The following is a 17,115-nucleotide window of genomic DNA, read 5'->3' as shown; positions in this document are numbered from 1 at the left end:
CTCGCGTTCAACTTCTGCGGTTGTGTCTTAGCGCCCAATAGGTTGCCAAAGGGCCGATCGCTTCGAAAATCACCGTCGTGGCAATCGTCAGGGTCAGGATCGTGTCGCTGTGTGCGGGAAATTCCTGTGTGGCGACAAGGGCCATGCCCACGGCCACCCCGGCCTGCGGTAGCATCGCCACGCCAAACCACGGGCGCTCAGCCGGGCTTGCGCCGCTCACCAGACCACCGAGCCAGCCGCCAATGATGCGGCCCACGATCCGCAGCACCAGGTAGGCAACCCCGATCCCGCCAAGCTCCATCAGTGCCCCCGCGTCCAGGGACGCGCCCGCAAGGATGAAAAACAACAGCAGGAAGGGCCATTGAATGTCTTCGATCTCGTGAAAGGCTCTGTCGTGATGCCGTGCGCGGTTGACGATGACCATGCCTACTACCATCCCGCACAGCAGGAATGATACGTCCAGCCACTTGGCCAAGCCAGCGGTAACAAAGACGATGCCAAGCGCCTCGATGCGTAGTGGCTCGCCGGGGCGCACGCGTCCGGTCAGCTTGGCCGCGGGCCAGCCGATCAGCAAACCAAGGACGACAGCGCCCCCCAGTTCCCAGGCGGCTTCGTGCAGCATGCCCAGTTCCATGCCGGTTCCGCCGATGGCGCGCGCCAGCACCACGGCCAAAGCAAACATGATCAACCCCCAAGCGTCGTCGATTGCAACGATCCCGCGTAGCGTATCAACGAAACCGCCCCGTGCTCTGGATTGCTTGATCGCGTCCTGAACGGCAGCGGGATCAGTGGCCGTTGCCACGGCGGCGAGAAGCAGCGCAACCTCGAGGGGCACTCCAACCAGCCACAAACCTAGCGAGACCACCAACAGCGTTGCCACCACGACCGCGATTGAGATTGAAAGGATGGCGCGGCCGTGCTTTGCAAGGTTCTCTTTGGTCAGGGAGCCACCCAGAAGAAACGCAACCATGGTCAATGCGATTGCCGACAGGAAGCCGTACCAATTCGTCACCGCGTCCGGGATCAGGTCCAGCCCCGCCCCCCCGGCAATGACGCCACAGGCCAGCAGGAGCGTTACCCGGGGCAGACGTGTGCGCCGGCCCAATTCATCCGCAGCCAATCCAGCCAAAAACAGCGCGCCCAGCACGACAAGGGTTAAGGGCTGATCAAGGGAGCCATGCGAGACGTCTGTCATCGTGCCAGCATCTTGAGGCCTTGGGTTACATCCGAGCGAACCGCCAACCGCAACCCCGGCTCGTCACCGGCCTTGAGCGCGGCGATGATAAGCCGATGATAATGCGGCGGTTCCTTGCGGCGCAGCCGACCATACAGCGCTCGCATCGTCGGCCCCATTTGCAGCCAGACCGTCTCGACCATCGCAAGCATCGCAGGCGCCTGCGCGCGCAGGTACAAAGTGCGGTGGAACTCCAGGTTGGCGCGTATATATCCGACCGCGTCGTGGCGTGCGACCATGTTGCCCACGCCGGAATTGATGGTTTGAAGGCGCTCGATAAGGGCAATGTGCGCACGGGGTAGGGCGCGACTTGCCAATTCCACTTCGAGAAGCGAGCGCAGTGCAGCCAGTTCCTCGATCCGCTCGTTGCTCAACTCGGGCGTGGACACCCGGCCCGAAGCGGACAGCGTCAGTGCACCCTCGGCGACCAGCCTGCGCACGGCTTCGCGTGCGGGGGTCATGGAAACGCCGAACTCCTGCCCAAGCCCGCGCAAAGTCATGGCCTGACCCGGTGCAATTTCGCCGTGCATGATACGCCCGCGCAAGCCGCGATAGACGCGGTCATGCGCCGACGGCGCGGGATCTGGGCGCGGATTGATCAGCATGCCGAATGTTGTGATCACAAAATGCCGCGCTGGTCAATCTTCAAAGCGATACCGGTGCAGATCAACGCCGTAATCCCGCAACCATTGGCGGGGTGCTTGGGTGTCGCCATATATCTTGCCAACGAGCGACCAGAACGCAGGGGAATGATTCATCTCGGCCAAGTGTGCCACTTCGTGCGCGGCAACGTAGTTGAGAACGTCATCCGGGGCCATGATAAGGCGCCATGAATACATGAGCGCCCCCGCCGAAGAGCATGATCCCCAGCGTGATCGTGGATCACGTAGGGTGATTCGGGTATAGCTGTGCCCCAATAGAGTGGCATAGTGATCCGAAGCTGCCGCCAGATGATCGCGTGCCCTGTGTCGCAAGAAGGCCAGGGCGCGACGGCCTGCCGTCTCTGTGGGGCCAGGCACCAGAAGTGTATCGCCCTGAAGCTTCGGTGTTCTCAGGGTTCCCTGTACCAGCCGCACGGTGTCGCCGCGAAAGGGCAGTTCGGTTTCCGGCACAACGCGAATTGCTTCGCGGCGTTGTACCATGTGCCCGCGCAGCCAGGCTTCCTTTTCGCGGGCAAATGACAGGGCTTCGCGTTCGCTTATTCCTCGTGGGATTGTCAGGGTAACGCGTCCATCAAGGGACGACACGCGCAACGACAGCCGCCTGGCCCGCCACGAGCTTCGCAGGGTGATTTGTACGGGTGGGTTGCCCGGAAGAACTATGTCGCCCATATGACCTCCTGCGGGCAAGATGAAGCTGGCCTGCGAAAGCCTTTGACACGCCCAAGCCGTTATGGCAGGTGGCGCTGACCTTCGACAAGACATGAGATGCGAGAGGGATTTCCCATGCCCAAGGAAGAATGGGGCGTCAAGCGCGTTTGCCCGACAACAGGCAAACGGTTTTATGACCTTAACAACGATCCGATCATCAGCCCCTACACAGGCGAGGTGGTGGAGCTTGAAACGGGCAAGAACCGCGCCGTGACCCCGGATGCCGAGGATGCCGCGACCAAGAAGCTCAAGGCCACGGAAAAAGAAAGCAGCAGCGACGTCATCGAAGAGGAAGACGTTGATGTTGACCTGGATGATGATCTTCTGGATGACGACGACGACGGCAATGTCTCGCTCGACGAGATTGCCGATGTGTCCTCGGAAGACGAGGAAACCTGATATCCGCACGGGTATCAACACGAGACGGCGCGGGCCGAATTTTTGGCTTGATCCTGCCCGCGCCTTTGCCTAGATAGCGGCAATCGCACCAACAGATATGGGTGCAAACGGGGCCTTAGCTCAGCTGGGAGAGCGCTTGCATGGCATGCAAGAGGTCAGGGGTTCGATCCCCCTAGGCTCCACCAAATACCCCCACTCGAAATGAGGAAAACGGCTCGCCGCTGCCGGATTTTTGTCCGGCAATCGGGGGCGAGACCTCGCATGCGATTAGGTGCTGTGGGCGTAATCCCAGTAGAGTTGCCGTGCGCGGGCGGCGATTGGGCCGGGGGGCAATGTGCGCTCATCAAGGCGCGCGACCGGCATGACCTTGGCGATGTTGCCGGTGGCAAAGATCTCGTCAGCATTGCGGAAATCGTCGACGGTCAGGCTAGCCTCATAGACAGTGATGCCGTCTTCACGAAGCAGGGCGATCACACGCTGGCGGGTCAGCCCGTTCAAGAACATGCCATTCGGGACTGGTGTCCAGACTTCGCCGTCGCGTACCAGGAAGACGTTGGTCGACGCGGTTTCCGCCACATGCCCTTCGATGTCCAGCGACAGGGCGTTGTGGAAACCCCGTGCGCGCGCTTCGGCCATGATGCGCCCGTTGTTGGCATAAAGCGATCCCGCCTTTGCTTCGGTCATCGCCATGTCCGGTCGCGGGCGGCAATAGGGCGATACCGTCAACGAGTAGTCGCCGGGTTCGGGCATGGGCAGCGTCTCGATGCAGACAGAAAAGCCGGTGCTGTCGGGGTCGATATCAATGATGCCCGGGGTGCCTTCGCGCGCCCACATCATCGGGCGCAGGTATAGGGCCGCGTCGGGCGCGAATTTCTTGCAGCCCTCTTCCATCAGCTCTTGCACGGTGTCCGCGTCTACCGGCGGCGTCATGCCCATGGCGCGTGCCGAATTGATGATCCGTGCGCTGTGAAGAGGCAGGTCGGGGCGGACACCTTCGAATTGCCGCGCTCCGTCGAAAACCTGACTTCCGAGCCACGCGACATGATCCGCCGCGCCGATGATCGGCGCGTTGCCCTCATGCCAACGGCCCTCATACCAAGTCCAGATTTCCTTGCCGACGGCCATGTTGCTTCCTCCCGCTTGGTCAGTGCCGGGTCGATCCCGGCATGTTGCGGCGTAAGGTTTGATCCGGTGCGCGGATGCGGTCAAGCAGCGCGAAAGGCCCTTTTCCAATCGTGCGCCCAAACGGAGAGTCGCGAAATTTTCCTTTGAATTTCTCAATCGACATGACGTTTTCGATCCGGCGATCGAGGAACGCCCAGGTTGCTTCGCTCCCCGGCGAATCATCGCCCAGCCAATACAGGACGGTTGCGGAATAAACGCCGCTGAGCGTGGCGCGCTTGGAGTACCAATTGAAATCGTCCGATCCGTCGCCAAGCGTCGTCCAGATCAGATCGCATGTGTTCCAAATCGCGCGGGCGCCATCCGGGACGTATTGCGGGAGGGCAAACAGCGCGCTACCGCGACGGACGGCCTCCTTGTCGTCGGCGGCTTCGATGCGCGCGCGCACCGCGAAGGCGATTCGATCCCGAAATCGCATGCTCTCAAGGTCTGTGGCAACCAGGCGCTCGACCATCAACGCGTCCCCGCGCCGGTGATAGGCCAATGCCATATCAACACCGCCACGCGGGAACAGGGCGCGCGCGGTGCCCATGTCCGTGCCTGTGTCAGTCACCGCAGCGCGAAATGTCGCTTCGGTCCAGCCGTCGAAAGGCACGTGCATTAATGCGGCATCCAAGAGTTTTTCGCTCGTTTCGGTCATCTTGGCGCACTCCTGCTTCTTTGCCCCGTCTACCCTAGACATTTAGGGCACGCGTTGCTATATCGCCACCTCCTGCAAATCTTGCAAATCCAACTTAGAAAGGTGGTGAAGACCACATGCAGGTTAGTGTTCGTGATAACAACGTCGATCAGGCGTTGCGTGCCCTGAAGAAGAAACTTCAGCGCGAAGGCGTTTTTCGTGAAATGAAGCTCAAGCAGCATTTCGAAAAGCCCTCCGTAAAGAAAGCGCGCGAAAAGGCCGAAGCGATTCGCCGTGCGCGCAAGCTGGCACGTAAGAAAGCGCAGCGCGAAGGTTTGCTCTAAGGCAACCTGACCAGCGTTTGCCGATCCGACGGATCAATGCGAACGTCTGCCCGCCCTGCCTAAGATGACTTTGGCAATGGGTCGGGCCATAGCAAACATTACAATCGGGCGTCCCAAATCGTGGGGCGTCCGATTTTTTTATGGCGTTTCATTCGCTAGATGAAGTGGCCGTCAGGTTTGACAAAATCGCGCGGGCGCTGTCGGAGTTCCAGTCGGCCTCGCCCTTCAAGCGCGCCACCTCGCGCCCTTTCGGATCAAGTATAACCGTGATCGGCAGGCCGAGAACGTCCATGTCCCGCGCAATCTTTTGTTGTGGGTCGCGGTGCAAAGGCAGGTTGTCGACTCCGATCTCGTCGAAGAACGCTTTCATGGCCGGAGGAGGATTTCGGCCCGTGGCCAATGTCACGACGGCCAGGTCATCGCCACCCATGCTTTGTTGCAGGGCGCTCAGCGTGGGCATTTCCTTGCGGCAGGGGGCGCACCATGTAGCCCAGAAATTAAGCACGACATGCTTGCCGGCATAGTCTGACAGGCGGCCCTGTTCGCCGCTTTGCTTGGTATAGGGGGCATCCGATGCCGCGCGCGGGGTATCGTGAATGATCAGCTTTTGCATATCGCCCGCTTTCAGCGACTCGAGCGTTGCACGATCGAATTCCTCTGATTGGCCGGCGGGATACTGCAGGACGACAAAAGCCGCCGCTGCAATTGCGCCAAGACCGATCGCCGTATAAACCAGCGCGGACAAAGACAGTTTCATGTTTCCTCCAGGATGACCTCAATGACCGACACAAGTTCGAACCAGATGTGGGGTGGCCGTTTTGCCTCCGGGCCTGACGCGATCATGGAGGCAATCAATGCCTCGATCGGGTTCGACCGGCGCATGGCGGCGCAGGATGTTGCCGGCTCGCGCGCCCATGCCGCCATGTTGGCCGCACAGGGCATCATCACTGATAGCGATGCCGACGCCATTCGAAAAGGCCTGCTCACGGTCTTGTCAGAGATCAAGGAGGGGCGGTTCGAGTTTTCCACCGCTCTTGAAGATATTCACATGAACGTCGAGGCGCGGCTGAAGACGCTGGTCGGAGAGGCTGCCGGGCGTCTGCATACCGCGCGTTCCCGCAACGATCAGGTCGCGACCGACTTCAAGCTATGGGTGCGCGACCAGATCGATGCCGCGGACGAGGGGTTGACCGCGTTGCTGCGGGCCTTGCTGGCGCAGGCCGAGGCGGGTGCCGATTGGGTCATGCCGGGGTTTACCCATCTGCAAACGGCGCAGCCGGTAACATGGGGTCATCACATGATGGCCTACGTGGAAATGCTGGGGCGTGATCTATCGCGGTTTCGCGATGCGCGCGCGCGCATGAACGAATGTCCGCTTGGTGCGGCGGCGCTGGCGGGCACGTCTTTTGACATCGACCGCGAGGCGACGGCGCACGCACTGGGGTTCGACCGGCCAAGCGCAAATAGTCTCGACGCCGTCAGCGACCGCGACTTTGCGCTGGAATTCCTGTCGGTCGCCAGCATTTGCGCCATGCACCTGAGCCGCCTTGCCGAGGAGTTGGTGATCTGGTCCAGTGCGCAGTTCCGCTTTGTTTCGATGTCCGACAAGTGGTCGACCGGATCGTCGATCATGCCGCAAAAGCGCAATCCGGACGCGGCGGAGTTGCTGCGCGCCAAGATAGGGCGGATTTTCGGGGCGAACGTGGCGCTGATGACCGTGATGAAGGGATTGCCGCTCGCCTATTCTAAGGACATGCAGGAAGACAAGGAGCAGGTCTTTGATGCGGCTGACAACCTGTTGTTGGCCTTGGCGGCCATGACCGGAATGGTTGGCGACATGCAGGCCAACCGCGATGCCCTCGCTGCCGCTGCCGGGAGTGGATTTTCGACCGCGACCGATCTGGCGGACTGGTTGGTTCGGACGCTTAACCTGCCGTTTCGCGATGCGCACCACGTCACCGGCACGCTGGTGGCCAAGGCCGAGGCGAAAGGCTGCGATCTGCCTGACCTGACCCTTGCCGAAATGCAGGATGTGCATGCCGGCATCACAGCGGATGTTTTCGAAGTGCTGGGGGTGGATAATTCCGTCGCGTCGCGCACATCCTACGGCGGAACCGCGCCCGCGCAGGTGCGGGCACAGGTTTCCCGGTGGAAGGAAGTGTTGAAATGAAGGTGTTGATTTCCCTGATGATCGCGATGGCCGTGCTGAGCGGGTGCGGCGTGGACGGCGCGCCGCTGCGCCCGTCGCTCAATGCGGGCGTGTCGGTAGGCACGAGCGGAGTGACACCGGGCGCGTCTGTTGGCCTGCGGAAGGGACCGTTTTCGCTAGGGGTGGCGTTGTGATCTCAACGCTACGTACGGCCTATCTCGGGTTAGCGATATGGGGGGCGATCCATCCCATGTGGTGGTTTGTTACGCATATGCGTGAGACGGGTTCGGGGCTGAGCGGGGTGATTGATGCATGGTATGTCAATGCATCGACAATTGGTCTGACGTGGGATTTGACGATCGCGGCGATCGCGCTTTCGCTCTGGATCGTTGCCGAGGTGGCGGCGCGGCGGAACTGGATGGCGCTTGTCGCCATTCCTGCGACCTTTGGGATCGGGGTCAGTTGCGGTTTGCCGCTTTATCTGTTTATGCGAACGCGGCCGGTCTGAGTGGACAAGGGTCAATGAACCGTTCCGGACCTTGAATGCCAGGTGCCGGGGCGGAAACGGGATGGGCGAATGGATCATTTTCTATACAAAGACGGCGTCCTGCATGCCGAAGACGTGCCTCTTGCCGAGATAGCCGCCCAGGTAGGGACACCTTTCTATTGCTATTCCACGGCAACGCTTGAGCGTCACTTTCGCCTGTTCGACGAGGCGCTTGAAGGGCTGGATCACTTGGTGTGCTTCGCGATGAAGGCCGCGAGCAATCAGGCGATCTTGACCTTTCTTGCCGGGCTTGGCGCAGGCATGGACGTGGTGTCGGGCGGGGAATATGCCCGCGCCCGTGCCGCGGGCGTTCCTGGAGAGCGGATCGTGTTTTCGGGCGTTGGCAAGACGCGGTCGGAAATGCGGATGGCGCTTGAGGGCGGAATTCGCCAGTTCAACGTCGAGAGCGAGCCGGAGATGGAGGCCCTTAGCGCCATTGCCAGCGAGATGGGCGTAATTGCCCCGATCACCGTGCGCGTCAATCCGGATGTCGATGCAAAAACGCACGCCAAGATCGCCACCGGCAAGGCCGAGAACAAGTTCGGTATTCCGATATCGCGGGCACGCGAGGTGTATGCCCACGCGGCCCGTTTGCCCGGTTTGAAGGTGGTCGGCATCGATGTGCATATCGGGAGCCAGCTGACCGATCTGGAGCCATTCCGGCAGGCTTATCGCAAGGTCGCGGACCTGACCCGCACATTGCGCGCGGATGGGCACGATATTTCGCGGCTGGACTTGGGGGGTGGCCTTGGCATCCCCTATGAGCACGGAAACAGCGCGCCGCCACTGCCCGTGGAATATGGGCGCATGATTCACGAGGAGCTGGGCGATATCGGCTGCGAGATCGAGATCGAGCCCGGTCGCCTGATCGCTGGAAACGCGGGGGTCATGGTGGCGGGCGTGATATACGTCAAATCCGGCGAAGGGCGCGATTTCCTGATCCTGGACGGGGCAATGAACGATTTGATTCGCCCCGCCATGTATGATGCTCACCACGATATCGTTCCGTTGAATGAGCCAGCCCCCGGCGTTGAAAAGCGGCCCTATGATGTGGTTGGGCCGGTTTGCGAGACAGGCGATACCTTTGCCCGCGCGCGCCAGTTGCCGCCGCTTGAAGCGGGCGATGCGGTCGCGTTCCGCGGGGCCGGCGCCTATGGCGCGGTGATGGCAAGCGAATACAACACCCGCCCCTTGGTCCCCGAGGTGCTGGTGAAGGGCGATCAATTCGCTGTCATCCGCTCGCGCCCCACATTTGACGAAATGATAAATCGCGATACCATTCCACCGTGGGTGTGATGCCAAACGGGCATCCACAAGCAGGGCAAAATGATGCGCGATACATCTTCAATAGCTGAGAAGCGCCTGCGCCGGACATTGCTGCTGACATGGGTAGGCCTTTTGTCAGAGCGTCTGGCGCGCGCTTTCTGGCCTGTTTGGTCCTTGCTGATTGCCGTGCTGGGCGCGTTGATGCTGGGCTTGCAGGATCGCGTGTCCGTCGACATGGTATGGGGGCTGGGTGCGCTGGCCGGCGTGGCCGGGGGCGTGTTGACCCTGTTGGCCCTTTGGCGGATGCGTTGGCCCCGGCGTGCCGAGGCACTTGCGCGGTTGGATGCCACCTTGCCGGGGCGTCCACTGCAGACGCTACGCGATTCACAGGCTGTTGGCGCGCAGGACGAGGCATCGGCCGCATTGTGGGGCGCGCATCTTCGCCGGATGGAGGCCCAGGCAGCGGATGCCCGGCCAGTACGCCCGAACCTGCGCCTTGCGCCTCGTGACCCATTCGCACTGCGGTATGCCGCGCTCCTGCTTTTGATGATCGCACTACTGTTCGGATCGCTGTGGCGCGTCGGATCGGTTCGCGATTTGGCGCCGGGTGGGGGCGCAGCCCTGGCTGCGGGGCCCGCATGGGAAGGATGGATAGAACCCCCTGCCTATACTGGCCTGCCTGCGCTCTACCTGCCGGACTTGCCAGCCGGTGCTATCGAGGTCGCCCAAGGCGCGACGGTTACCTTGCGTGTTTATGGCGATACCAATGATTATTCGGTGACGAGCGAGGTCGCGCCGGCCTCAACTGTTTCGGGTGATGGTCAGCCGCCGGAGCAGGCCGGGCTTGGCGGGGACCATAGCTTTGAAGTGGTGCGGTCGGGCACTTTGTCGATCGACGGGCCGGGCGGGCGTGAATGGGATGTTCGGATGCGCCCCGATACGCCGCCGCGTATTGAGATAGCCGGGGAGGCCGAAACCTCGGCCGAAGGGCAAATGAGCCTGCCGTTCAAGGCCTCGGATGACTATGGGGTCAAGGAGGGGCAGGCACGTATCACGCTCGACATGGATGCGCTGAACCGGCGGCACGGCCTGGCAGCCGAGCCAGAGCCGCGCGCGCCCGTCACGTTGGACCTGCCCATGCCAATTGCCGGGGACAAGGCGGATTTCACCGAGCACCTGATCGAGGATTTTTCCAAGCATCCCTGGGCGCACCTGCCCGTGAAGGTTGAGCTGTCCGCGACCGACGAGATTGAGCAGAAGGGCAAGATCGACGCGGAGGCAATGACCCTGCCCGCGCGTCGGTTCTTTGATCCACTCGCGTCCGCGATAATCGAACAACGCCGTGATCTTTTGTGGTCGCGCGAAAACGCAGGGCGCGTGGCGCGCGTCCTCAGGGCGCTGTCGCACCGCCCGGAAGAGAAGCTTTTCCGGTCAGATGCCGACTACTTGCGCCTGAGGGTGATTCTGCGCCGCCTCGAAGCCATGACCGAAGGCGGGCTGAGCAAGGCGCAGCGCGACGAGACGGCGCAGGCGCTGTGGGACTTGGCAATTTCGCTTGAAGAAGGAGATATCGATGACGCCCGAGAGCGGCTGAGCCGCGCGCAGGAGCGGTTGAACGAGGCGATGAGGAACGGAGCCTCGGACCAGGAGATCGCCCGCCTTATGCAAGAGTTGCGCGACGCAACGCAGGATTACATGCGCCAGCTTGCACAGCAGTCGCGCAAAGATGGCGATCAGCAGGCGCAGCAGTCTGACCCTGAAAACACAATGCAGATGACCCAGAATGATCTTCAGGAAATGATGGATCGAATCCAGGAGTTGATGGAACAGGGCCGCATGGCCGAGGCGCAGCAGGCGCTGCAGGAGTTGCAGCAGTTGATGGAGAATATGCGCGTCACCCAAGGGCAGGGCGGTCAATCGCAGGGCCAGCAGGCGATGGAGGGGCTTTCAAAGACGCTGCGCGAGCAGCAGGGCCTGTCTGATCAGGCGTTCCGCGACTTGCAGGAACAGTTCAACCCCGATGCCAAATCCGGCCAATCACAAGGCAACGAGGGCCGCAACGGCGGACAGGGCAGAGGCCAGAGCCATGACGGGCAAGGATCAGGGCAAGGGCAACAAGGCGCGGAGCCCGGCCAACAGAACGGTCAGGGCTCACTTGCCGAACGGCAGCGCGCTCTGCGCGAGGAGTTGAACCGTCAGCGCGGCAATCTGCCAGGTGCCGGGACGCCCGAGGGCGAGGCGGCGCGCGACGCGCTTGATAGGGCTGGCCGGGCAATGGACAGCGCAGAAGAGGCATTGCGCGACGACGATCTTGCTGAGGCGATCGACCAGCAATCGCAAGCAATGGAGGGCTTGCGGGAAGGCATGCGCAACTTGGGCGAAGCGATGGCCCAGGATCAACCCAATCAGGGCCGCGGGCAAGGGCAGCAACGCGGTGATGCCAATGGGCAAGCGCGCGATCCGCTAGGGCGTAGCCCGGGGAGAACCGGCCCTACAGGAACCCGCGAGAATGTGCTTCAGGGCGAGGATGTATATCGGCGGGCACGTGAGCTACTGGATGAAATCCGCCGCCGCTCTGGCGATAGGCAGCGCGATGAAAAAGAGCTGGAGTACCTCAAGAGGCTTCTTGAGCGCTTCTAGGGGTACATCAAGATCGGACGAGAATTGCGGATCAAGCCTCTGGATCAAGAGGCGGCATCGTTTCCCGGCCTAGAGCACGTCGTCGGCGGTCTGTTGCAGCCAGTTCAGAACCGTCTGCGCCTGTGTATCCAGCCAAAGTCGGGCTTGGGTTACAGCATCGACATATTGCGCCAGCGGGCCGCTTGCTTGGGGAAATTGCGCGGCGACCTGATCTGCGTACGCATACAGAGCAAGGAACCCGATCGCGATCAGAACGGCAATGGAAAAGCCAATTCTGAACCCTGATCCATTTGCCGCCGCCTCGGGGCGCGGCGCGGGTATATTGCCCGGCGTGTCATAATCATCGGCCTCGGATGGGCGCCTGTCGGATGTCGAGCGCAGGGACGAATTGATTTCATCGATATCCGGCAGCAACCCACGGCGCGATGATGACGTGCTTTCGGCCTCGACTGTCTGGGGCTCAGTATCCATGCCCTGCATCCGGGCCATGCGTTCGCGTGCCTCGCGGGCGCGGCGTGCTGCTTCGTTCGTATCCGGATCAGACAGGCCCAAGTCGGGTTGGCTTTCGATCCCGGCGCTCGCGCGTTCGGCTTCGCGGGCCTGGGCCTCGTGTTCGGCCTCTTCGCGCAGGATGTCGGCAACCGATGGGTCAAGACGTCGCTGAGCCGGGGTATCGGTTTGCTCTTCCTGGCTGGTGTCTTCGGGGTGCTGGGCCGTATCGTGCGCGGGCCGCTGATCTTCAGGAAGCGGTTGATCAAGCTCTTCGGCCAGACCGACGTCGTGATCGGGGTGCACCTGAAACCATGTGTTGCCGCAATTTGAGCATTGAACGTCTCGGCCGGTGCGTGGAATCACGTCATCGGACACCTCGTACTGGGCGCCGCAATTCGGGCAGATCAACCGCATGTCGCCCCCTTGACCCTCATTCCCATGGCTTTTTCCTTTGGCCTGTCCCTACATGTTGTAAACAATCGGCGCAATTGTGCAAAGCATTAGGCGCCATTGTCCGCAGCGATTGCAAGACTGTCCAAGCTGGGGCAAAAACAGGCGCAAAGAGAAAAAGGGGCCATCCGTGATCGAGCTGGAAAATGTTGCGTACAGCTATGGCGGGGGCGAGCTGCTCAGCGATATATCGCTTGAGCTTTCCTCGGGGTCATTTCATTTCCTTACCGGCCCCTCGGGGGCAGGCAAGACCACGTTCCTCAAGCTTTGTTATGGTGCATTGATGCCGACGGCCGGGCAGGTGCGCCTGTTCGGCGGGGATGTGCGCGATCTGGGGCGGGACGACATCGCGTTGATGCGCCGCCGCATCGGCGTCGTTCACCAGGATTGCCAATTCCTTGATCACTTGCCTGTGGCCGACAACGTGGCGCTGCCGTTGATGGTGTCCGGCTACGAAGGTGGTGAGCAAGCCGAGAACCTGCGCGAGTTGATGAGCTGGGTCGGCCTGAATGCCCGAGCCGGCGCCCTGCCGCCCGAACTGTCGGGCGGGGAGAGGCAGCGCGCAGCATTGGCGCGCGCCGTCATAATGTCGCCTGACGTTGTGCTGGCCGATGAGCCAACCGGCAATATCGATTGGGAAATGTCGCAGCGCCTTTTGCAATTGCTGATCGAGTTGAACCGCATGGGCAAGACGATCATGATCGCAACGCATGATCTCAACCTGATCCGCGCTGCAAAAAGCCAGGTTCAGGCGCGCGTGCTACGGATATCGCAGCGTCAGGTGCAATTGGCGGGGGCGGATTTGTGATGTGGTTGCGTTGGATCAAGCGTCTGATCGTTCTGCTGCTTGGAGACGCGAATGCAGATCGCGTCGTGCCGCCGACGGGGTATACTGCGCGGCTGACCCTGTTTAGCGCTGCGGCCATGTCCTTTCTGGCGGTGTTTGCGCTTGCGATGTCTCTGGCCACCGGGCGGTTGGCGGATCGTTGGGGCGAGGAATTGGCGCGGACATCGACCTTGCGCATATCCGCCCCGTCCGAGCAGATGGCGGCACAGACCCGGGCGGCAATTCGTGTTCTGGAAACCACACCCGGAGTGGAGCGCGCCCGCGCGCTCAGCGATGAGGAACAGCGCGCGCTTCTTGAGCCGTGGTTCGGTCCGGACCTTCCGGTGGAGAGCTTGCCGATCCCGCAACTGGTTGAGATCATTGAAACCGAAGATGGCTATGACGCTGCCGGTTTGCGCCTGCGACTGTCCGCCGAGGCGCCGGGCGCGGTTCTTGATGATCACACGAGGTGGCGGCGCCCTCTGATTTCGGCGGCGGCAGCGCTGCGATCGCTTGGGTGGTTTTCCATCGTTCTGATCGCGGGGACCGTGGCGGCAATGATCACCCTCGCCGCGAATGCGGCGCTGGCGGCAAATGCGCAGGTGATCTCGGTACTGAGGCTGGTGGGGGCGCGCGATGCATATATCGCCGGTGCGTTTGTGCGCCGGTTCACACAGCGCGCCCTTGGAGGGTCGGCTGCGGGGGCCGTTCTCGGTATGGGGGCGGTTGCCATGTTGCCGCGGGCCGATACCGCTGGCGGTTTCCTGACGGGCTTGGGTTTTGAGGGGCTGAACTGGTTCTGGCCGGTGCTCATTCCGCCTGCCGCTGCCGCGGTTGCATATGTCGCCACCCGGGCCGCGGCCCGACGAACCTTGAGGGAATTGCCTTGATGAAAACCGGCTGGCGCTGGCTTAGATCCTTGATCTTTGTCTTGCAGATATATCTGGCAATGGGGGTGCTGGGCCTGCTGTTCGCGCCTTGGGCCGCGGTTAGCGCACGGGGCGCGCGCATGGCTTGCAAGCTCTATTGTCGCTGGGTTCTGTGGACCGCGCGCTGGATGGTTGGGCTGCGCCACGAGGTGCGGGGAACGCCGCCTAAGGGCGAAGTGATGATCGCGGCGAAGCATCAGTCGTTCCTGGATATCCTGATCATCTTCAACTCGGTTCCCGCCGCCAAGTTTATCATGAAGCGCGAGTTGCTATGGGCGCCCGTTATCGGCATCTATGCCTACCGTATCGGGTGTGTGCCCGTGGACCGTGGGCAGCGCGGGCAAGCGATACGCAAGATGCTGGCCGATGTGGATGCGGGCCGGCAGCAGCCGGGGCAACTGGTGATCTACAGCCAGGGAACCCGCGTCGCGCCGGGGGTGCGCATGCCTTACAAGGCGGGAACCGGCGTTCTGTATCAACAGCTTGGCCAGTCCTGTGTGCCTGCGGCAACCAATGTCGGGGTGTTCTGGCCGCGCAAGGGGATCATGCGCAAGCCGGGGCTGGCCGTGGTGGAATTCCTTGAGCCGATCCCGCCGGGCCTGCCGCGCGACGAGATGATGAAAACTCTTGAGGAACGGGTGGAATCGACGTCTGATCGCCTCATGAAAGAGGCGGGCTTTGACCCGGATGCCGCGTAGCTATGAGGTGACCGAGGCGCTGTCGGGCCTCGGCCACCATCAATCGTCGTATCAGGAGTGGATCGGCCCGTCGCCGCACGCCAGGGCCGCCTCGCGGACAGCCTCGGAGTAGGTTGGATGCGCGTGGCAGGTTAGCGCGAGGTCCTGCGCAGAGGCGCCGAATTCCATTGCAACGCACACTTCGTGGATCAGATCGCCGGCCATTGGCCCGATGATATGCGCGCCCAGGATGCGGTCGGTTTCCTTGTCCGCAAGGATCTTGACGAACCCGTCGGCGGCAAAGTTTGCCTTGGCGCGGCCGTTGCCCATGAACATGAACTTGCCCGCCTTATATGCGCGCCCTTCTTCCTTGATCTCTTCCTCGGTCTGGCCGACGCTGGCCACTTCGGGGTGCGTATAGATGACCCCGGGGATGACGCCGTAGTTCACGTGGCCATGCTTGCCCGCGAGCACCTCGGCGACGGCCATGCCTTCGTCTTCGGCCTTGTGGGCCAGCATCGGGCCGTCGATGGCGTCGCCGATCGCGTAGACGCCCTTGACCGAGGTTTGCCAATGATCGTCGGTCTGGACCTGCCCGCGTTTGCTCAGCTCAACGCCGAGCTTCTCAAGACCCAAGCCGTCGGTATAGGGTTTGCGCCCCGTGGCCACGAGGACGGTGTCGGCATCCAGCGTTGCCTCGCTATCGTCCTTGCGCAGTTTGTAGTTGACCTTGGCCTTGGTCTTGAGGGCCTCGACCGACTGAACGGCGGCGCCCATGATGAAGGTAAGCCCTTGTTTCTTTAGGATTCTCTGGAAGGTCTTTTGCACCTCTCCATCCATGCCCGGCGTCACGGCGTCGAGGTATTCGATCACCGTGACCTCGCTCCCGAGGCGGGCATAGACGCTGCCGAGCTCCAGGCCGATGACGCCCGCGCCGATCACGCACATCTTCTTTGGAACCTTGGAAAGCTCCAGTGCGCCGGTCGAGGAGACGACGACCTTTTCGTCGATCTCGACCCCGGGCAGGGACGATGTTTCCGAGCCCGTGGCGATGACGATATTCTTGGCGCTATGGGTCTCGTCGCCCACCTTGACCTTGCCGGCTTCGGGGATTTCCCCCCATCCCTTGAGCCAGTCTATCTTGTTCTTTTTGAAAAGAAATTCGATCCCCTTGGTGTTGCCCTCCACGACCTCATCCTTGTAGCTGAGCATCTGCTTCCAATCGACCGAGGGGCTTTTGCCCTTGAGGCCCATCTTGGCGAAGTTGTGCTCGGCCTCGTGCAGTTGATGGGTGGCATGCAGCAGGGCCTTCGAGGGGATGCAGCCCACGTTGAGACAGGTGCCGCCGAGGGTTTCGCGGCCTTCCACACAGGCGGTTTTCAGGCCGAGTTGCGCGCAGCGAATTGCACAAACATAGCCGCCGGGGCCGGAGCCGATGACGATGACGTCATAGTTTGCCATGGGTCTGTTTCCTTCGATTTTAAGATGTCTGTAACACGTCGGTATTATGTCGGTATAGGGCCGGTGCTATTTCGGGGTGCGGCCGCTTCGCCTTCGGCGTCTGCCGGGGGGATATTTCGAGAAGAAGGAAGTCACAGGAGAGCAGCCAAAAGCAAGAGGGTGGTGGCCAGAAACCCCACCGCCCAGATGTAAGAGCGCCACGGGCGCAGCCCATAGGCATAGGCGGGAATGTAAAGGAGGCGCGCGGCGAGGTAGGTATAGGCGCAGGCGGCGGTCAGGTTGCCGGATTTGCCGGACAGCGTGACGGCGACGCAGGCGATGGTGAAGAGGATCAGCCCTTCGAAATGGTTGTCCATGGCGCGGCCAAGGCGGGCGGTGCGGTCGGACATCGGTTTCGACGGATCGCGGTCCCGCGCGGACGTGGTGTAGCCGGTGCCCAGCTCGAGGTTCGCCGGCACGGCGTAGAGGACGTATTGGACGACCTGAAGCAGCGCGGCGAGGGTGAGGGCGGTGAGTTCGGGGGTCATTTG

At 61.8% G+C, this 17,115-nt stretch carries 19 protein-coding genes and 1 tRNA gene; 11 read left to right on the top strand and 9 right to left on the bottom strand.

Features of this window, described 5'->3' with window-relative positions; genetic code table 11:
- Positions 1-7: 7 nt before the first annotated feature.
- From G568_RS0105695 to G568_RS18355, 3 genes are read right to left on the bottom strand one after another with little or no spacing between them, the layout of a single operon-like run.
- A complete protein-coding gene (locus tag G568_RS0105695; protein WP_026757121.1) occupies positions 8-1,195 on the bottom strand; it encodes a cation:proton antiporter in 1,188 nt (395 codons plus the stop codon).
- Positions 1,192-1,839 carry a GntR family transcriptional regulator gene (locus G568_RS0105690; protein WP_026757120.1) on the bottom strand — a complete coding sequence of 216 codons (648 nt, stop codon included), beginning with the start codon at positions 1,837-1,839 and terminating at the stop codon, positions 1,192-1,194. The genes G568_RS0105695 and G568_RS0105690 overlap by 4 nt, the downstream gene beginning before the upstream one ends.
- A 33-nt stretch (positions 1,840-1,872) precedes the next feature.
- Positions 1,873-2,565 (bottom strand): M48 family metallopeptidase, encoded by a 693-nt coding sequence (locus G568_RS18355; RefSeq protein WP_037373740.1) that lies wholly within the window; start codon positions 2,563-2,565, stop codon positions 1,873-1,875.
- A 114-nt stretch (positions 2,566-2,679) separates the two neighbouring features.
- Between G568_RS18355 and G568_RS0105675 the strand changes: the two genes are divergently transcribed.
- Both G568_RS0105675 and G568_RS0105670 read left to right on the top strand, forming a co-directional pair.
- The gene (locus G568_RS0105675; protein ID WP_026757117.1) at positions 2,680-3,003 is read left to right on the top strand and encodes a TIGR02300 family protein; all 324 of its coding nucleotides are present in this window, start codon (positions 2,680-2,682) and stop codon (positions 3,001-3,003) included.
- A 109-nt stretch (positions 3,004-3,112) separates the two neighbouring features.
- Positions 3,113-3,188, top strand: a tRNA-Ala gene (locus G568_RS0105670).
- A gap of 82 nt (positions 3,189-3,270) precedes the next feature.
- Here G568_RS0105670 and G568_RS0105665 read toward each other — a convergent pair.
- Complete coding sequence (locus tag G568_RS0105665; RefSeq protein ID WP_026757116.1) at positions 3,271-4,128, bottom strand: branched-chain amino acid aminotransferase; 858 nt, start codon at positions 4,126-4,128, stop codon at positions 3,271-3,273.
- 19 nt (positions 4,129-4,147) lie between these two features.
- The gene (locus tag G568_RS0105660; RefSeq protein WP_026757115.1) at positions 4,148-4,825 is read right to left on the bottom strand and encodes a COQ9 family protein; all 678 of its coding nucleotides are present in this window, start codon (positions 4,823-4,825) and stop codon (positions 4,148-4,150) included.
- Positions 4,826-4,941: 116 nt separating this feature from the next.
- Between G568_RS0105660 and rpsU the strand changes: the two genes are divergently transcribed.
- On the top strand, positions 4,942-5,148 hold the full coding sequence (gene rpsU / locus G568_RS0105655) for a 30S ribosomal protein S21 (protein ID WP_009806335.1): 207 nt from the start codon (positions 4,942-4,944) through the stop codon (positions 5,146-5,148).
- Between the two features lie 148 nt (positions 5,149-5,296).
- Here the strand turns inward: rpsU and G568_RS0105650 are convergent, their stop codons facing one another.
- Entirely contained in the window at positions 5,297-5,905 is a 609-nt protein-coding gene (locus tag G568_RS0105650) for a TlpA disulfide reductase family protein (RefSeq protein WP_026757114.1), read from the bottom strand.
- A 21-nt stretch (positions 5,906-5,926) separates the two neighbouring features.
- Between G568_RS0105650 and argH the strand changes: the two genes are divergently transcribed.
- The 5 genes from argH (at position 5,927) to G568_RS0105625 (ending at position 11,750) form a co-directional block, all read left to right on the top strand.
- The gene (gene argH / locus G568_RS0105645) at positions 5,927-7,318 is read left to right on the top strand and encodes an argininosuccinate lyase (protein ID WP_026757113.1); all 1,392 of its coding nucleotides are present in this window, start codon (positions 5,927-5,929) and stop codon (positions 7,316-7,318) included.
- Positions 7,315-7,491, top strand: a complete 177-nt coding sequence (locus G568_RS20485) for a hypothetical protein (protein ID WP_169576944.1) — start codon at positions 7,315-7,317, stop codon at positions 7,489-7,491. Before argH ends, G568_RS20485 begins: the two co-directional genes overlap by 4 nt.
- Positions 7,491-7,805: a DUF2834 domain-containing protein gene (locus G568_RS0105635; protein ID WP_026757112.1), complete on the top strand. Its 315-nt coding sequence runs from the start codon at positions 7,491-7,493 to the stop codon at positions 7,803-7,805. The genes G568_RS20485 and G568_RS0105635 overlap by 1 nt, the downstream gene beginning before the upstream one ends.
- A 69-nt stretch (positions 7,806-7,874) precedes the next feature.
- Positions 7,875-9,140, top strand: coding sequence for a diaminopimelate decarboxylase (lysA, locus tag G568_RS0105630; RefSeq protein WP_026757111.1), 1,266 nt, complete (start codon positions 7,875-7,877; stop codon positions 9,138-9,140).
- A 33-nt stretch (positions 9,141-9,173) separates the two neighbouring features.
- Positions 9,174-11,750, top strand: coding sequence for a TIGR02302 family protein (locus tag G568_RS0105625; RefSeq protein ID WP_026757110.1), 2,577 nt, complete (start codon positions 9,174-9,176; stop codon positions 11,748-11,750).
- 69 nt (positions 11,751-11,819) lie between these two features.
- On the opposite strand, the gene G568_RS18350 is transcribed toward G568_RS0105625, so the two are convergent.
- The gene (locus G568_RS18350; RefSeq protein WP_037373738.1) at positions 11,820-12,656 is read right to left on the bottom strand and encodes a zinc-ribbon domain-containing protein; all 837 of its coding nucleotides are present in this window, start codon (positions 12,654-12,656) and stop codon (positions 11,820-11,822) included.
- A gap of 166 nt (positions 12,657-12,822) precedes the next feature.
- Here G568_RS18350 and G568_RS0105615 point away from each other — a divergent pair, with 166 nt between their 5' ends.
- From G568_RS0105615 to G568_RS0105605, 3 genes are read left to right on the top strand one after another with little or no spacing between them, the layout of a single operon-like run.
- Positions 12,823-13,500, top strand: coding sequence for a cell division ATP-binding protein FtsE (locus G568_RS0105615; RefSeq protein ID WP_026757109.1), 678 nt, complete (start codon positions 12,823-12,825; stop codon positions 13,498-13,500).
- Positions 13,500-14,408, top strand: a complete 909-nt coding sequence (locus G568_RS0105610; protein WP_026757108.1) for a cell division protein FtsX — start codon at positions 13,500-13,502, stop codon at positions 14,406-14,408. The genes G568_RS0105615 and G568_RS0105610 overlap by 1 nt, the downstream gene beginning before the upstream one ends.
- Positions 14,408-15,145, top strand: coding sequence for a lysophospholipid acyltransferase family protein (locus tag G568_RS0105605; RefSeq protein ID WP_026757107.1), 738 nt, complete (start codon positions 14,408-14,410; stop codon positions 15,143-15,145). The genes G568_RS0105610 and G568_RS0105605 overlap by 1 nt, the downstream gene beginning before the upstream one ends.
- 51 nt (positions 15,146-15,196) lie before the next feature.
- On the opposite strand, the gene lpdA is transcribed toward G568_RS0105605, so the two are convergent.
- Positions 15,197-16,585 (bottom strand): dihydrolipoyl dehydrogenase, encoded by a 1,389-nt coding sequence (gene lpdA, locus G568_RS0105600; protein ID WP_026757106.1) that lies wholly within the window; start codon positions 16,583-16,585, stop codon positions 15,197-15,199.
- Positions 16,586-16,716: 131 nt separating this feature from the next.
- The gene (locus tag G568_RS0105595; RefSeq protein WP_026757105.1) at positions 16,717-17,112 is read right to left on the bottom strand and encodes an MAPEG family protein; all 396 of its coding nucleotides are present in this window, start codon (positions 17,110-17,112) and stop codon (positions 16,717-16,719) included.
- Positions 17,113-17,115 lie beyond the last annotated feature (3 nt).

Source organism: Sediminimonas qiaohouensis DSM 21189, assembly GCF_000423645.1.
GTDB classification, from domain to species: Bacteria; Pseudomonadota; Alphaproteobacteria; order Rhodobacterales; family Rhodobacteraceae; genus Sediminimonas; species Sediminimonas qiaohouensis.
The sequence above is the reverse complement of the archived record's forward strand: the minus strand, read 5'-3'. Positions and strand labels throughout refer to the sequence as shown.

Coding starts and splice junctions, on each gene's coding strand:
- G568_RS0105695 (WP_026757121.1), bottom strand. CDS start 1,195: ATGACAGACGTCTCGCATGGCTCCCTTGATCAGCCCTTAACCCTTGTC.
- G568_RS0105690 (WP_026757120.1), bottom strand. CDS start 1,839: ATGCTGATCAATCCGCGCCCAGATCCCGCGCCGTCGGCGCATGACCGC.
- G568_RS18355 (WP_037373740.1), bottom strand. CDS start 2,565: ATGGGCGACATAGTTCTTCCGGGCAACCCACCCGTACAAATCACCCTG.
- G568_RS0105675 (WP_026757117.1), top strand. CDS start 2,680: ATGCCCAAGGAAGAATGGGGCGTCAAGCGCGTTTGCCCGACAACAGGC.
- G568_RS0105665 (WP_026757116.1), bottom strand. CDS start 4,128: ATGGCCGTCGGCAAGGAAATCTGGACTTGGTATGAGGGCCGTTGGCAT.
- G568_RS0105660 (WP_026757115.1), bottom strand. CDS start 4,825: ATGACCGAAACGAGCGAAAAACTCTTGGATGCCGCATTAATGCACGTG.
- rpsU (WP_009806335.1), top strand. CDS start 4,942: ATGCAGGTTAGTGTTCGTGATAACAACGTCGATCAGGCGTTGCGTGCC.
- G568_RS0105650 (WP_026757114.1), bottom strand. CDS start 5,905: ATGAAACTGTCTTTGTCCGCGCTGGTTTATACGGCGATCGGTCTTGGC.
- argH (WP_026757113.1), top strand. CDS start 5,927: ATGACCGACACAAGTTCGAACCAGATGTGGGGTGGCCGTTTTGCCTCC.
- G568_RS20485 (WP_169576944.1), top strand. CDS start 7,315: ATGAAGGTGTTGATTTCCCTGATGATCGCGATGGCCGTGCTGAGCGGG.
- lysA (WP_026757111.1), top strand. CDS start 7,875: ATGGATCATTTTCTATACAAAGACGGCGTCCTGCATGCCGAAGACGTG.
- G568_RS0105625 (WP_026757110.1), top strand. CDS start 9,174: ATGCGCGATACATCTTCAATAGCTGAGAAGCGCCTGCGCCGGACATTG.
- G568_RS18350 (WP_037373738.1), bottom strand. CDS start 12,656: ATGCGGTTGATCTGCCCGAATTGCGGCGCCCAGTACGAGGTGTCCGAT.
- G568_RS0105610 (WP_026757108.1), top strand. CDS start 13,500: ATGTGGTTGCGTTGGATCAAGCGTCTGATCGTTCTGCTGCTTGGAGAC.
- G568_RS0105605 (WP_026757107.1), top strand. CDS start 14,408: ATGAAAACCGGCTGGCGCTGGCTTAGATCCTTGATCTTTGTCTTGCAG.
- lpdA (WP_026757106.1), bottom strand. CDS start 16,585: ATGGCAAACTATGACGTCATCGTCATCGGCTCCGGCCCCGGCGGCTAT.
- G568_RS0105595 (WP_026757105.1), bottom strand. CDS start 17,112: ATGACCCCCGAACTCACCGCCCTCACCCTCGCCGCGCTGCTTCAGGTC.